Genomic DNA, 14010 nt, shown 5'->3' with positions numbered 1-14010 from the left:
GTATTTTCTAGTGGGCCGCCGCCCCTGCGACCCCGAGGTGGCGCTCCAGGACCGAAGGGTCGGCCTTCAGCGCGGCGCTCGGGGCGTCGTGGACGATCGTTCCGCGCTCCAATATCACAACGCGGTCGGCAAGCCCCAGAATCTTTTGGGCATTCTGCTCGACGATGATCGAGCAGATGCCGCCGGCCCGGGTGATGGTCCCGATTGCCTTCAGCAGCTCCTCGACGATGATGGGCGCAAGGCCCTCGGTCGGCTCGTCCAGCAGCAGGACCTTCGGGTTGAGGGTCAGCGCACGGCCGATCGCCAGCATCTGCTGCTCGCCGCCGGAGAGCTGGTTGCCAAAGTTGCTCCGCCGCTCCTTCAGCCGCGGAAACATCTCGTAGACCTTCTCGACCGTCCAAGGGCCGGGCTGGGCCACCGCGGTCATGTTCTCCTCGACCGTCAGCGAGCGGAAGATGTTGCGCTCCTGCGGCACCCAGCCGATGCCGGCGCGCGCCCGCTGATCGGGCCGCAGGGACGTGACATCGGTGCCGGCGAGCCCGACAGTGCCGGAGAAGCGGCGGGTGACCCCGACGATGGAGTTGATCAGCGTGGTCTTGCCGGTGCCGTTGCGGCCCAGGAGCGCCAGCACCTGTCCCTCGGCGAGGCGCAGGGACATGTTGGGCAGCACCACCGCCTCGCCGTAACCGGCACGCAGCGAGTCAATCGCGAGCAGGTCAGACATTGACCGCCTCCTCGCCGAGATAGACCGCCTTCACTTGCGGATCGCGCGCGACCTGCTCAGGCGGGCCTTCGGTCAGCAGTGCGCCCGAAACCAGCACCGAGATGCGGTCGGCAAAGGAGAAGACGAGGTCCATGTCGTGCTCGATCAGCAGCACCGTAACGTCGCGCGGCAGGCTGCCTACGACGGCGAGAATGTCGTGGCGCTCGCTCTCGGGCACGCCGGCGGCGGGCTCGTCGAGCAGCAGCACGCGCGGCTTGGCGGCGATCGCGACCGCGATCTCGAGCAGGCGCTGCTTGCCGTAAGGTAGCGTGACCGTCTGCTCGTTCATGACGTCGAGCAAATGGAAGCGCGTCAGCAGATCGGCGATCTCGTCGTTGACATCATTGCGGGTGCCCATCCGCCGCCACCAGTCGCCGCCATGACCAAGGCGCTCGGAGACGGCAAGGCCGATGGTCTCCAGTGGCGTCAGGTCGGGATAGAGCTGGTTGATCTGGAAGGTGCGCGACAGGCCGCGCAGCACGCGCTTGTGCACCGGCAGGTCGGTGATGTCCTGGCCTTCGAGCAGGATGCGGCCGGAGTTCGGCTTCAGCACGCCGGTGAGCTGGTTGATGACCGTGGTCTTGCCGGCGCCGTTCGGGCCGATCAACGCGTGACGGGCACCCTGCTTGACCTTGAGCGACAGGTCGCGCGTCACGCGCAGGCCGCCAAAAGTCTTTTCGAGGTTCTGGGTCTCGAGCGCGATGGTCATGCGTCGCTCTCCGGCACGGCGACGACGGCCTTGCGCCCGGCCACCTGCTTGATGACGAGATTCGGCACATACAGCACCCAGCGATGCAGGCGCTGGCGGCCGACCAGCACGATCACGACCAGCACGAGGCCGATCCAGAACTGCCAGTATTGCGGGGTGATGGTGGAGAACACCTCTTGGAGCATGCGGAAGATCACCGCGCCGATCAGTCCGCCATAGAGATAGCCGGTGCCGCCGATGACCAGCACCAGCATCAGGTCGGCGGAGCGCTCGAAGGCGAACACGTCGAGCGAGGCGATCGCGGTGGTCTGGGTGAACAGCGCACCGGCGATGCCGGCATAGAACGCAGCTAACGTGTAGATCGCGATCAGGCGGCGGTTGACGGGGATGCCGATCGCGGCGGCCCGCAGCGGATTGTTCTTGATCGCGCGCAGCGACAGGCCGAACGGGGAATGCACGACGCGGCGGGCGAACAGAAACAGCAGGAACAGCACGGCCAATGAATAGAAGAAGCCGGCCTTGCCGAACATGTCGAACGGGATTTCGCCCAAGATCGGCTGCATCTCGATCCCCTGCAGGCCGTCGGTGCCGCCGGTGATGTTGGAGAAGCGCTCGGCGAGCGCCTCCAGCAGCAGCGCGATGCCGAGCGTGACCATCAACCGGGTGAGGTCGACGCCGCGGATCACCAGGAAGCTGGTGGCAAAGCCGAGCACCATCGCAGCCAGCCCGGCAACGATCAGGGCCAGCACAGGCTCCTTGACGATGCCGTGCAGCGCAAGCAGTCCCGCGGCATAGGCGCCGACGCCGAAGAAGGCGGCATGGCCGAGCGAGACGATGCCGGCATAGCCGAGGATCAGATCGAGCGACATCGTGAACAGCGCCAGGCGCAGGATGTCGGTCATGATCAGGTAGCGCGTGGGGAACAGAAAGCCGCAGGCCAGCACGATCAGCCAGAAGGCGACTTCGCCATAGTGCCAGCGCGCCTGGCGCTGGGCGTGATAACCGACGTCGGAAGAAGCGCTCATCGGCAAACTCAACGCGCGGCCGTGCGGCCGAACAGGCCGTTCGGGCGCCAGATCAGGATCACGATCATCATGGTGTAGATCACGAAGGGGCCCATCTTCGGCACGTAATATTTGCCGGCGACGTCGCCGATGCCGAGCAGGAGCGAGGCCAGGAACGGGCCGGTGATCGAGGACGAGCCGCCGACGGTGACCACGATCAGGAAGTAGATCATGAACTTCAGCGGGAAATACGGATCGAGGCCAAGGATCTCGGCGCTGAGCGCGCCGCCGAGGCCGGCGAGGCCGCATCCAAATGCGAAGGTGAAGGCGAACACCTGCGGCACGTTGATGCCGAGGCCGCTCGCGGCGCGGGGATCGTCGACCGCGGCGCGCAGGCGACTGCCGAAACGCGTCTTGGCCAGCACCATCTGCAGGCCGATGGTGAGCAGCCCACAGATCACGATGATCATCAGCCGGTAGCGGCCGATGCCGACGCCGAACACGTCGAACTGGCCCTGCAGCGCGGCCGGCAGGTTGATGAAGACGCGCGAGGAGCCCTGGATGTAGTCGACCGCTGCCACCGACATGAAGGTCAGGCCGATGGTGAACAGTACCTGGTCGAGATGGCTGCGCGTATAGAGATGACGGTAGAGCGTGCGCTCGAGCAAGATGCCGATCGCGGCCGACGAGACGAAGGCGAGCGGCAGCGCGGCGAAGAACGGCCAGCCCATCCTGTTGACCAGCACCATGCAGACATAGCCGCCGGCCATGGCGAAGGCGCCGTGGGCGAGGTTGACGAAGTTCATCAGGCCGAGCGTGACCGCGAGCCCGCATGCAAGCACGAACAGCAGCATGCCATAGGCAACGCCATCGAACAGGTTGGTGAGGATCGCGGTCATCGAGGCTGGATTGATCCTGATAGTCGTTCGTCATTCCGGGGCAGCGCGCAGCGCTGAACCCGGAATCTCGTTTCAACAATCTCGAGATCCCGGGTTCGCGCTAAGCGCGCCCCGGGATGACGCGCTTTCGCGTGTCACTTCTTGGTCTTGCCGAGATCCTTGACGGCTTCGAAGGTCGCGAACTCGACGTTGTAGAGCTCGCCGTCGACCTTCTCGACCTTGCGGATGTAGATGTTCTGCACGATGTCGCGGGTCTCGGGGTCGATCGAGATCGGGCCGCGCGGGCTCTCCCACTTCTGGCCCTTCATCGCCTCGATCAGCTTGTCGCCGTTGGTATCGCCATTGGTCTTCTTCAGCGCCTCGTAAATGAGGTGGATGCCGTCATAGCCGCTCACCGCCATGAAGCCAGGACGGTTGCCGAAGGCTTTCTTGTAGGCCGCGACGAAGTCCTTGTTCATCTGCGAGGGATGCGCCGCCGAGTAGAGGTGCGCGGTGACCGTGCCGAGCACGGCGTCGCCCATGTTGTTGAGCAGGTCGTCGTCGGTGACGTCACCCGGCCCAATGACCTTGATGCCGGCCTTGTCGAGGCCACGTTCGGCATATTGCTTCATGAAGTTGCCGCCCTGGCCGGCCGGCACGAACACGAAGATCGCGTCGGGCTTGGCATCCTTCATGCGCTGCAGGAACGGCGCGAAATCGGGATTGGCCAGCGGCGTCTTCACCTCTTCGACCACCTCGCCACCGCCGGCAGTGAAATTCTGCTTGAAGAAGTTGAGCGCATCATTGCCCGGCGCGTAGTCGGAGGTGAGCGTCGCGACCTTCTTGATGCCGTTCTTCACCGCCCAGTCGCCGATGATGGTGGAAGACTGCGCCAGGGTGAAGCTGGTGCGCACGATGTAGGGCGAGCGCTCGGTGATGATGGAGGTGCCGGCCGCCATCACGACTTCCGGAATCTTGGCCTGCGTGGCGAGCGGCGCAGCGGCAAGAGCCGCCGGCGTCACGCCGAAGCCGGCGATGAAATTGACCTTGTCGTTGACGATCAGCTCCTGCGCGGCCGTCTTGGTCTTGTCGGGAATCGCAGCGTCATCCTTGAGGATGATCTCGACCTTCTTGCCGGCGACGGTGTCGCCCTTCTGCTGCATGTAGAGCTTGATCGCGTTCTCGATCTGCTTGCCGGTCGAAGCCTGGCCGCCGGTCATCGGCAGGATCAGGCCGACCTTGACGGTGTCCTCGGCCTTGGCCGGCGCGAGCACTGCAAGGCCTGCGATAGCGGCCGCTGCTGCGGTGCGCGAAAACACTTTGCGTTCGAACATCAAATGTCCCTCCCCTTCATTCCTGACCTCTTGTGCGGCGGACCGAGTGCCCGGTCCTTGCCTCAGTTTAGCTCACGCACGCGCGATATCGCGCGCCACATGGCGTCTTTCGCGCCCTCATTGTCAATCGGACGTTTGGCGACCCTTCGGCGCAAGCCGAGCGTTCCGATTTGCCGACGGCAAGGAGCGGTGTCGCGGTTACGTTAGGGTAACTGAGTTTCCCGCTCGTGCCCGCCTCCATTTGGACGATTGTACAAATAAAATGGACCTGTCAACGAAAAAGCCCCTCCGCTGCCCAAGCCAATTTGTCGCGAGCCTTCCGTCGCAGTCTAGGAACGTGAGCAGCCGCGTGGATGGAGGATTTCGTCCACCTTTTGCAGAATTCGGACATCGGCGAGGTCGTGGTGGTTAAGACTCGGTAACCAATTACCTACCTCGAATAAGCCTATTTTACCTTGTTGAAGGCTACTCTCCCGACGCCAGCCCGAACTGGCGCCCCATGACAGAAGCCGCGCTCCCACAATGCCCAAGCCTTTCCGCTCCGTCCTCGCCCTCACCGTGCTCGCCGCGGGGCTGTGCGGCTGCGGCACGGTCAACGAGAGACTGTCGTCCGGCATGGGCGACTACATTCCGCAATGGGCCGGCGGCCTGCCGGCGGATGCCCCGCCGCGGCCGGGCACACCGCAATACGACGCCTACATGAAGGAACGCGAACGCAAGCGACTGATGCCGGCGGCCGATCGCGAGAAGGAAGAGCAGGCGCAGAAGGGCGCGACGGGGTCAACGTCGGGCGGCGCGGTGCGTTAAGGGAGCGAATGGCGAATAAAAGTGGCGAATGGCCACGCTTCTATTCGCTACTCGCCACTCACTATTCGCTAATCTACGAACACCACGGTCTTGCGCCCGTTGAGGATCACGCGGTCATCGAGATGATAGCGGATCGCGCGCGCGAGCACGCGGCGTTCGATGTCGCGGCCCTTGCGGACGAGATCTTCCGGAGTGTCGCGATGGCTGATGCGCTCGACGTCCTGATCGATGATCGGGCCTTCGTCGAGGTCGCGCGTGACGTAATGGGCGGTCGCGCCGATCAGCTTGACGCCGCGCTCATGCGCCTGGTGATAGGGCTTTGCGCCCTTGAAGCCCGGCAGGAACGAGTGGTGGATGTTGATGCAGCGCCCGGAAAGCTTTGCCGAGAGATCGTCGGACAGGATCTGCATATAGCGGGCGAGCACGACGAGATCGGTCCCGGTCTGGGCGACGAGATCGAGGATCTGCGCCTCCTGCTCGGGCTTGGTGTCCTTCGTGATCGGCAGATGGTGGAACGGGATGCCGCCGAAATCGAGCCCGGCATAGACCTCGCGCGGATGGTTGGAGACGATCGCGGCGAGCGTCATCGGCAATTCGCCGGTGCGCCAGCGATAGAGGATGTCGACCAGGCAATGGTCCGACTTCGACACCAGCAGCATCACCTTGCGATGCGCAGCGCGATCGCGCATCTGCCAGTCCATGCCGAAACGCTCCGCGATCGCGGCAAAGCCGGTCTGAAGCGCAGACAGTTCCACGGCGAGATCGGCGGCGGTGAACACCACGCGCATGAAGAACTTCTTGGTCTCGACGTCGTCGAACTGCTGGGCGTCGAGAATGTTCTGTCCGGAATTAGCCAGGAAGGTCGACACCGCCGAGACGATGCCGGGGCGATCCGGACAGGACAGGGTCAGCACATATTGATGGTCGGGCATGGCTCTTGATGAAGGTTTGTGCAAGGGCTGCGGAACGCTCCGCGATTTGCGCCCTGCTCTAGCACCGACCCTGCCCTTGCGCCAATCCCGACCGCGGAGTCAGGATGAATGGTCCATTGCGATTTGACTGACCGGAGCACGCCCATGGCCGACCGCTTGAATGGCACCCGCATCCTGATCCTGGAAACGCGCGAGGAGGCTCAGTTTTCCAAGCTTCTGGCCGAGCAAGGCGCCGAGGTCGTGCAATGTCCGATGTTCACCATCGAGGATGCGCCGGACCCCGCCCCGGTCGAAGCCTGGATCCGCCGCGCCATCGACGAGCCACTCGACGATCTCGTGCTGATGACCGGCGAAGGCCTGCGGCGGATCATGAAGCTCGCGCGCGCTCGCGGCCTCGACCAGCCCCTTGTCACCTCGCTCGCCAAATCGCGAAAATTCACCCGCGGGCCGAAGCCCGGCAAGGCGCTGCGCGAGGTCTCGCTCGAAGCGCAGCAGACCACGGAGAAGCCGACCACCGAGGGCGTGATCGAGATGCTGGGCAAGCTCGACCTGAAGGGGCATCGCCTCGGCCTCCAGCTCTATCCGGACAAGGACCACAGCACGCTGACCGGCGCGCTCTCGGCGCAGGGGGCCGAGGTCGATAGCGTGCTGCCCTATGTCTACGATTCCAAGGCCGCGGATGCCAATATCATCGCTGCCATCGACGACATGGCTGAGGGACGGATCGATTGCATCGCTCTGACCAATCTCGGCCAGGTCCGCCGCCTGATCGAAGCGGCGAAGGCCGGCGGCAGCGAGGCGAAGTTGCGCAAGGGCTTCGCGCGGACGCTGATCGCGTCGGTGGGGCCCGCGGTGTCCGGCGAACTCGCCGGACATGGCTTGCGCGCCGACGTCTCGCCTCCCGAGGACGCTTATTTCATGCGCCCGCTGATCTCGGCGATGGCGGCAGCGCTCGCCGAGAAACGCCCGAAGGTGGCGCGTTAATCGCTGAGATCTCTAACCTACCACCTGCGAGGCAGCCGACATCAACTCCTGCGGGCTCGGCATCCCGAACATGCGATGGCCGCCGTCAGGGACCTCGGTGAACGTCCAGCGCACGATCCCTTCCCGGTCGAGCAGGAACTGGCCGAACAGCTGGCCCGTGCCGGTTGCCGCCATGCGCTGATCGGCCTCCGTCATCTCGTAACCGTCCTTGTTGTTGAGGTACTCTGCCGCCGCCGGCCGGTTCATCGGGCTGGGCAGTTCGCCGGGCATATCCACTTGCATGCTCATGACCGCGTCCACGGCCACCTTGCGCGGCCACTCGGTTTCGTTCTCCGTGAATTCGAGATTTGGCAGGCCGAACGCGCGGTGCGAGACCCGTTCGGGATCAGACGCGGCGAGCAGATTGGGCAACGGGTGATATCGGAAGTAGAGCCGCGCCCGATCGGTCGGCGTATTGACGACGGTGAGACTTTCGACACCCTTGTCGCGCAGGGCTGCGTCAAGCTGCGCCTGTGCCGCAATATGGCGGCGGCAGAACGGGCAATGCAAACCTCGAAACAGGCCTACCAATATCGGACTGCGCCCGCGAAAATCCTCGAGTGCGACCTTCCCTTCGCGTGTGATGGCGTCCAGCACGATATTGGGTGCGCGATCGCCCGGTTGAAGCGGTCCATCGACATGGCGTTCTGACATGGTTGAACTCCTTCACATGACCTAGTCGAGAAATGGCAGTACAATCAGTCCGGCGGGATCAAGCCCGTGCCTGGTGCAGACATCATCAGCCAGCGCGAAATAGCGCTCGGCTTCAGGCATGTCGCCGCGATCAAGGTTCAATGTCGCTAGGCCATCATAGCATGGAAAGAGCTGTTGCGGCTCGCCGGTTTCGCTCGCGACCTCGATGGCCTCATTGTAGCAGCGGGCAGCCTGATCGGGCCGGAAATGGCATTGATGGATTTGCCCGAGTACGATCAGGGGTACGGCGAGATGCTCGCGCTGATCGAGCGCCCGGTCGATCTCGATCGCCTTTTCGGCAGCGGGCACACCTTCGTCGGTGCATTTATCCGTGAAGGTGCAACAGGCGACGGCAAAATTGGCAAGAAGGCGCGCCTGGAACCCGAGGTCGCCTATACGATGCGCGACATCCAGCCCGCGCCGACAAACTTCCATGGCCCGCGCCGGGTCCACAATGGTGTAGAGCACCGCGAGATTGGTATAGCCGCGGCATGCCACGTTGAGAAGGCCGGCGGCTTCGGCTGCCGCGACACTTTGCTCCACTTCGCGCACCGCATCCTGGTGTCGTCCAAGGCGCGCCAGGGCAACCGCCTTGGTATTGAGGGCCTCGGCAATGGCGCGCGCCGCCTCGAGTCCGGTCTGTTCGTCCGCGGCCGCAGGCGCGGATCGGGCGTAGCCAAGCGCCTGGTCGGCCCATCTCGCGGCGGCCGTATGATCGCCCATGCGAAAAGCGAGACGGCCACGTTCCTGCGACAGGTGCGCGCGCTCGATGGGCGCTTCGGTCCCTCCAAGCCGTTCCGCCGCCTCGGCGTAATGCGTCTCGGCCTTGATCCGCTTGCCGGCGTCCCACAACAACCGGCCAAGCTTGCGAAGAATTCGCGCTTCGCCAACGCGATCGGCAGCGACGCGATACCCTTCCAGCGCGCTCTGGTAGTGCTCCTCGGCCGTGTTGCGACGGCCGGCCGCGCCACAGAGATCCGCGATCCGCTCGTACAGAACCAGCCGCTCCGGGTCGCATTCGCCACCGGTCAACAGCACGGCGAGAGCCTGTTGGTAGAGGCGGATGGCATCGTCATTGGCATAGGTTGTGCGCGCGCGATCGCCGGCCGCGCGCAGATAACGCGCGCCTTTCGGCTTGCGCGCGCTGAGGCTGAAGTGGTGTCCGAGCAGGATGAGGTCTTCGAGCCGCTCGGGCTCGTTGCCGTAGAGCTGCTCCAGCGCGGCACCAATGCGTCCGTGAAGCTCGATCCGCCGCTGCAAGAGCAGGTTTTGATAGATCACGTCCTGAAGCATGGTCTGCGTGAAACGGTAGCATCGCAGCGAAATCGAATTAGCGCCCGCGACTTCCTCGACAATCTCGGCGTCGCACAGACGTTCTACTCCCACTTCGACCTTCGCCTGCCCAGTGGCTACCGCGCCAAGCAGAGCCACATCGAAGCGGGGGCCGATCACCGCGGCCTCCTGCGCCAACCGACGCACCTCCTGCGGCAGCCGATCCAGGCGCGCCAACAACAGAGCTTGAATGCTCGCCGGGATATCGGCGGCGGCTTCATCCGACTTGATCCGCCATTGCGAGCCGTCGCACTCCAGGGCGCCAGCTTCGATGAGACCGCGGATAATCTCCTCCAGGAAAAGTGGATTGCCGCTCGCGCGCTCCAGGATGCGACTGAACAGACTTCCGGGCGGCTCACGCCAACCGAGACTGAAAAAAGCCGAGAGCAGCTTTTGTCCGTCGGCGTCACCGAGTGGAGGCAATCGGATGGTCGTGTGGCTGATCCGACCCGAACCGAACTGATCCAGCTCCAGCATTGGCCGATGCGTAAACAGCAGCATCAGCCGCGTGCGCTCCAGCCGGTCCATCAGGAATCGCAGCGCTTCGAGAGATACGGCATCCGCCCAGTGCAGATCCTCGACAATGATCAGGAGCGGCGACAAGGCCAGGCGCCGTTCGAAGACGGTCCGGATCGCAAAGAATATCTGCCGCCGGAGCTGTTCGGGCTCGATATGCTGCAATACGGCGTCCGCGCCCCCGAGACCGAGAACGTGGACATAGAGCGGCATCAACCGCTCCGCCTCCTCGGCCGCAAGGCCAAGCTCTGACAGCGCTTCAGTCAGTCTGGCCTCAGTCTCCGCGGCGCTGGCCTTCTGCGCGATGCCATAGGCGCTGCGCAGCACTGCGGCGAGCGTGCCGTAGGATTGTTCGCCGAGCGGCGAGCAGACCGCCTGCCGGATCGCCACGCCTTCGAAGCGGTCTTCATCGCGGACACGGGCGACGAATTCGTTCACCAGGCGCGTTTTGCCGATGCCCGCTTCGCCGACCAGCCGCACCAGTTGCGCCGCCCCGCCGCACGCGCGATCGAGGCTGCCGATCACGCGGGCAAGTTCGGCGTCGCGGCCGATCAGGGGCGCACTGAGGCCCAGCGTGTCGAGGCCTCGTGCCGCGCGCGGCATGTCGAGCAGCCCCTTGAGACGATGGACCAGGACGCTGCCCATCTTGCCTTTGAGCGAGATCTCGCCAAGCGATTCATACGCGAATGCGTGCCGGGTCAGACGGTAGGTCAACGGCCCGACCAGCACCTGGTCCGGCGGCGCCATCGACTGCAACCGCTGAGCGGTATTCACCGTGTCGCCGGTCACCGAGTAAGATTTGGCAACGCCTACACCCAGTCCGCCCGCGACCACGTGCCCGGTGTTGACGCCGACATGGAGCAGCAGGGGTGAACCGGCAAACGCCTTCACCCGTTCGCTGAGCTGCGCCGTCCGCTCGATCATGTCGATGGCAGCGCGGACCGCCCGCTCCGGATCGTCCTCGTGCGCAGCCGGCGCACCGAACAGCGCCAGCAGCGCATCGCCGATGAACTTGTCCACGAAGCCGCCAAAGCCTTGCACGGCCGCCGTCAGCTCCTCGAACAACTCGTTCTGAAGCGTCTGCATGACCTCGGGGTCGAGACGCTCGCTCATTGCGGTAAAGCCGCTGAGATCGGCAAACAGCACGGTGATGGTGCGGCGATTGGCTTCGCTGTCGATCTTGTCCGGCTGCGGTCGAAATGCCTGTTGAGGGTCTGCTGTCGGCGCCAGTGGCGGTGAGGATGCCCTGACCGGCGCCGTCGGCCGCGCCTCTGCTCGGGGTTGAGGGACCTCGCCGACCAGCGCGCCGCATTTCGGGCAATACGCGAAATCCGGTGCGCATGGAAAGGCGCAGCCGGGGCACGCGTTCGGCTGCTTCGTGCCGCACTTCGGGCAGAAGGCAAAGCCGCTCTGAACCTCGAAACCGCAACCGGAGCAGTTCATGGCCCAAGACCTCGCGGAAGCCGCGATGGCGCGATCTGTTGGCCCTTTCAAACGGGCCTCAATTGCGGACCAGAATGGGCTTTGTGCGCCGGAAGAGCAAGCGGTGGCTCGTCTACCTCTTCGTATCGGCTGGGCAACGAGGCAATGCTGCAGACGCACAGACGCACCGTAGATCATCGGCAAGCATGGCGGCATGCTGTAGCGCCAATTGACAGACGCATCGCCGGGGCTACGCTGCCGAACAGAAGAACAAATAATAAGGACCGGGAATCGCCCTGAAACCCGTCAACGCATCTTGAGCACACCCACGAGACCTTCCGCGCTCGCGCCGTTCCGCATCCGCAACTATCGTTTCCAGTGGCCATCCGATCTGCTCACCTCCTGGGCGTTCGAGGTCGAGACGCTGGTGCTTGGCTGGTACATCATGGTCGAGACCGGCTCGGTATTGCTGCTGACCGTGCTTGCCTCGCTCCAGTTCGTCGGGACCCTGGTCGCGCCGGTATTCGGCATGATCGGCGACCGCATCGGTCATCGCGATCTCCTGGTCGTGATGCGTCTTGCCTACACCGTGCTCTCGTCGACCATCATGGCTCTGGCGCTGACCGGTCATTTGTCGCCGCTGGGCGTCATGATCATCGTCGCGATCATGGGCCTGATCCGGCCCTCAGATCTCGGCGTGCGCGGCGCGCTGCTCGCTGACATCATGCCGGCCGAGCACCTCGTGGGCGCCATCAGCGTGGCACGTACGACCCAGGACAGCGCGCGCATCGCCGGAGCCTTGACGGGCGCAAGCCTGTTCGCCGTGCTCGGCATCGGCCTCGTCTATGTCGCGATCGCCTGCCTCTATCTCGTGGCCGCGCTTCTCATGCTCTGCCTGACCCGGCCCAAAAGGATTGTCGCCACGAGCGATCTTCCGGCAAACGGCCACGCGATGTCGCGATTGCTGGACGATCTGAAGGAAGGGATCGTCTACGCCTGGAATGGCCCGGGAATGCGCGCGGCGCTCTGCGTTGCCTTCCTGGCCAATCTCACGGCGTTTCCCTTCACCGGTGGACTGTTGCCCTACATCGCGCGGGAGATCTTTCACACCGACCAGACCGGCCTCGGCTACCTCTCGGCGAGCTTCGCCGTCGGCTCGCTGATCGGCTCGATCACGCTCAGCCTCGTCAGCGGACTGCGCATCGCCCGGCTGCTGATCGGCGCGACGCTGGCCTGGTACGCCATGCTGCTGGTGTTCGTCGAGATCAGGACCATGCCGGTGGCGATGGCCTGCCTCGTGCTCGCGGGCATCGCCCAGAGCATGTCGATGATCTCGGCAGCCGTGATCCTGATGCGCACCGCGAGCGCGCATCTGCGCGGCCGCGTGATGGGCGTGCGCATGATGGTGATCTACGGCCTGCCGATCGGCTTGCTCGCGGCCGGCAGCCTGATCGACATCATCGGCTATTCCGCGACGGGCTCGCTCTACGCCGCAGCCGGCTTCGTCGCGATGCTGGCGATCGCGATCCGCTGGCGCGCCGACCTCTGGCCGGTGCACGCACCGGCGAACGCGCGCTAGAGCCCGCTCCGATGAATCGGAACGGGCTCTAGATTCTCGTTTGGGCGCGTTTTCTTGACGCGAACAGGTATCCACTTTGCTCGAAAACGCTCTAATCCCCGTAACCGCGCAGCCGGTCGATATCGAGGATGGTGACGCCGCCATATTCGAGCCGCAGCAGACCTTCTTTCTCCAGCCTGTTCAGCGCGCGATTGGCGTTCTGGCGAGACATGCCCGAGAGCGCGCCGATCTCCTCCTGGGTAATCTCCAGATGCCGGGTCGATTCCGGATACAGGATCGGATTGAACAGCGAGGCGATGCTGCGGGCGAGACGCGCGGTGGCGTCCAGCGTACGATTGACCTCGAGCATGCCGATGAACTGGCCGAGCCGCTCGTTGAGCTGGCGCACCAGGAAGCGGTTGAAGCCGACGCTGTTCTCGAACAGCCACATGAAGGCGCTGCGCTCCATCAGCGCGACGCGGCAGTTGCGCAGCGCGACCACGTCGTAGCGGCGCGGCTCGTTCTTGAGCACGCTGCCCTCCCCGAACCAGGCCCCCGCCGTCAGCCCGGCAAGGCTCGTCTCCTTGCCGTCGCGCGAGACCCCGCCCATCCGCGCGAGACCGCTGACCATACCGGCCCAATAGGCAAATGTGTCGCCGCGCATGAACACGGTCTCGCCGGTGCCGTAGGACCGCTCCGTGATCCCGGCGCGGGCGACCTCGATCTCCACTGGCGTGAGCTCGCGCGACCAGGCGGCGACGCGCTTCAGATGATCCTCTGAAATCATGATCCCGAGGCCAGCCGCACCGTCTTGTCACTCCACCCTTCTGTTGCATTGCAACATGATTAATTCCGCTGCCATCCGACGAAAGATGGAGGCCGCCTCGGTCCGAAAAACTTTGTCGCAGAATTGTCAGGCCGGAGACATTTCAAAATAGCGCTTTCCCCTATTGAGAGCCACCTTGGGCGATGCGGCTTTTGATCCCGTTCGGGATCAAGTGGCGCGGCTCCGGACGGGACCAATCGCTGCATGGCCTCG

Annotated in this window: 12 protein-coding genes; 3 read left to right on the top strand and 9 right to left on the bottom strand. The window is 64.3% G+C overall.

Translation table 11 applies throughout. From position 1 onward, the window contains the following. Positions 1 to 7: 7 nt before the first annotated feature. The 5 genes from QA642_RS17805 to QA642_RS17785 all read right to left on the bottom strand — a co-directional run bounded on the left by QA642_RS17805 (position 8) and on the right by QA642_RS17785 (position 4688). Positions 8 to 724 (bottom strand): ABC transporter ATP-binding protein, encoded by a 717-nt coding sequence (locus QA642_RS17805; RefSeq protein ID WP_283085787.1) that lies wholly within the window; start codon positions 722 to 724, stop codon positions 8 to 10. Next, positions 717 to 1472: an ABC transporter ATP-binding protein gene (locus tag QA642_RS17800; RefSeq protein ID WP_283085786.1), complete on the bottom strand. Its 756-nt coding sequence runs from the start codon at positions 1470 to 1472 to the stop codon at positions 717 to 719. Before QA642_RS17800 ends, QA642_RS17805 begins: the two co-directional genes overlap by 8 nt. After that, complete coding sequence (locus QA642_RS17795) at positions 1469 to 2497, bottom strand: branched-chain amino acid ABC transporter permease (protein ID WP_283085785.1); 1029 nt, start codon at positions 2495 to 2497, stop codon at positions 1469 to 1471. The genes QA642_RS17800 and QA642_RS17795 overlap by 4 nt, the downstream gene beginning before the upstream one ends. An 8-nt stretch (positions 2498 to 2505) precedes the next feature. After that, on the bottom strand, positions 2506 to 3375 hold the full coding sequence (locus QA642_RS17790; RefSeq protein ID WP_027564908.1) for a branched-chain amino acid ABC transporter permease: 870 nt from the start codon (positions 3373 to 3375) through the stop codon (positions 2506 to 2508). 134 nt (positions 3376 to 3509) lie between these two features. After that, positions 3510 to 4688 carry an ABC transporter substrate-binding protein gene (locus QA642_RS17785; RefSeq protein WP_283085784.1) on the bottom strand — a complete coding sequence of 393 codons (1179 nt, stop codon included), beginning with the start codon at positions 4686 to 4688 and terminating at the stop codon, positions 3510 to 3512. Positions 4689 to 5210: 522 nt separating this feature from the next. Between QA642_RS17785 and QA642_RS17780 the strand changes: the two genes are divergently transcribed. Beyond that, positions 5211 to 5495: a hypothetical protein gene (locus tag QA642_RS17780; protein ID WP_283085783.1), complete on the top strand. Its 285-nt coding sequence runs from the start codon at positions 5211 to 5213 to the stop codon at positions 5493 to 5495. 68 nt (positions 5496 to 5563) lie between these two features. Here the strand turns inward: QA642_RS17780 and purU are convergent, their stop codons facing one another. Further along, positions 5564 to 6427 (bottom strand): formyltetrahydrofolate deformylase, encoded by an 864-nt coding sequence (gene purU / locus QA642_RS17775; protein WP_283085782.1) that lies wholly within the window; start codon positions 6425 to 6427, stop codon positions 5564 to 5566. A 144-nt stretch (positions 6428 to 6571) separates the two neighbouring features. Here purU and QA642_RS17770 point away from each other — a divergent pair, with 144 nt between their 5' ends. Then, positions 6572 to 7411: a uroporphyrinogen-III synthase gene (locus QA642_RS17770; protein ID WP_283085781.1), complete on the top strand. Its 840-nt coding sequence runs from the start codon at positions 6572 to 6574 to the stop codon at positions 7409 to 7411. A 12-nt stretch (positions 7412 to 7423) separates the two neighbouring features. Here QA642_RS17770 and QA642_RS17765 read toward each other — a convergent pair whose 3' ends face one another. Together QA642_RS17765 and QA642_RS17760 are read right to left on the bottom strand one after the other, a co-directional pair. After that, positions 7424 to 8104: a redoxin family protein gene (locus QA642_RS17765; RefSeq protein WP_283085780.1), complete on the bottom strand. Its 681-nt coding sequence runs from the start codon at positions 8102 to 8104 to the stop codon at positions 7424 to 7426. A gap of 21 nt (positions 8105 to 8125) precedes the next feature. Further along, positions 8126 to 11434, bottom strand: coding sequence for an adenylate/guanylate cyclase domain-containing protein (locus QA642_RS17760; protein WP_283085779.1), 3309 nt, complete (start codon positions 11432 to 11434; stop codon positions 8126 to 8128). A gap of 295 nt (positions 11435 to 11729) precedes the next feature. Between QA642_RS17760 and QA642_RS17755 the strand changes: the two genes are divergently transcribed. Further along, positions 11730 to 12992, top strand: coding sequence for an MFS transporter (locus tag QA642_RS17755; RefSeq protein WP_283085778.1), 1263 nt, complete (start codon positions 11730 to 11732; stop codon positions 12990 to 12992). Between the two features lie 91 nt (positions 12993 to 13083). Here QA642_RS17755 and QA642_RS17750 read toward each other — a convergent pair whose 3' ends face one another. After that, positions 13084 to 13758, bottom strand: coding sequence for a Crp/Fnr family transcriptional regulator (locus QA642_RS17750; protein ID WP_283085777.1), 675 nt, complete (start codon positions 13756 to 13758; stop codon positions 13084 to 13086). Between the last annotated feature and the right edge of the window lie 252 nt (positions 13759 to 14010).

The organism is Bradyrhizobium sp. CB2312 (genome assembly GCF_029714425.1).
GTDB lineage: Bacteria > Pseudomonadota > Alphaproteobacteria > Rhizobiales > Xanthobacteraceae > Bradyrhizobium.
This window is presented reverse-complemented; position numbering and strand designations above follow the sequence as displayed.

Bases quoted from the DNA above. Each gene is read 5' to 3' on its own strand.
- QA642_RS17805 (WP_283085787.1), bottom strand. From the start codon at position 724: ATGTCTGACCTGCTCGCGATTGACTCGCTGCGTGCCGGTTACGGCGAG.
- QA642_RS17800 (WP_283085786.1), bottom strand. From the start codon at position 1,472: ATGACCATCGCGCTCGAGACCCAGAACCTCGAAAAGACTTTTGGCGGC.
- QA642_RS17795 (WP_283085785.1), bottom strand. From the start codon at position 2,497: ATGAGCGCTTCTTCCGACGTCGGTTATCACGCCCAGCGCCAGGCGCGC.
- QA642_RS17790 (WP_027564908.1), bottom strand. From the start codon at position 3,375: ATGACCGCGATCCTCACCAACCTGTTCGATGGCGTTGCCTATGGCATG.
- QA642_RS17785 (WP_283085784.1), bottom strand. From the start codon at position 4,688: ATGTTCGAACGCAAAGTGTTTTCGCGCACCGCAGCAGCGGCCGCTATC.
- QA642_RS17780 (WP_283085783.1), top strand. From the start codon at position 5,211: ATGCCCAAGCCTTTCCGCTCCGTCCTCGCCCTCACCGTGCTCGCCGCG.
- purU (WP_283085782.1), bottom strand. From the start codon at position 6,427: ATGCCCGACCATCAATATGTGCTGACCCTGTCCTGTCCGGATCGCCCC.
- QA642_RS17770 (WP_283085781.1), top strand. From the start codon at position 6,572: ATGGCCGACCGCTTGAATGGCACCCGCATCCTGATCCTGGAAACGCGC.
- QA642_RS17765 (WP_283085780.1), bottom strand. From the start codon at position 8,104: ATGTCAGAACGCCATGTCGATGGACCGCTTCAACCGGGCGATCGCGCA.
- QA642_RS17760 (WP_283085779.1), bottom strand. From the start codon at position 11,434: ATGAACTGCTCCGGTTGCGGTTTCGAGGTTCAGAGCGGCTTTGCCTTC.
- QA642_RS17750 (WP_283085777.1), bottom strand. From the start codon at position 13,758: ATGATTTCAGAGGATCATCTGAAGCGCGTCGCCGCCTGGTCGCGCGAG.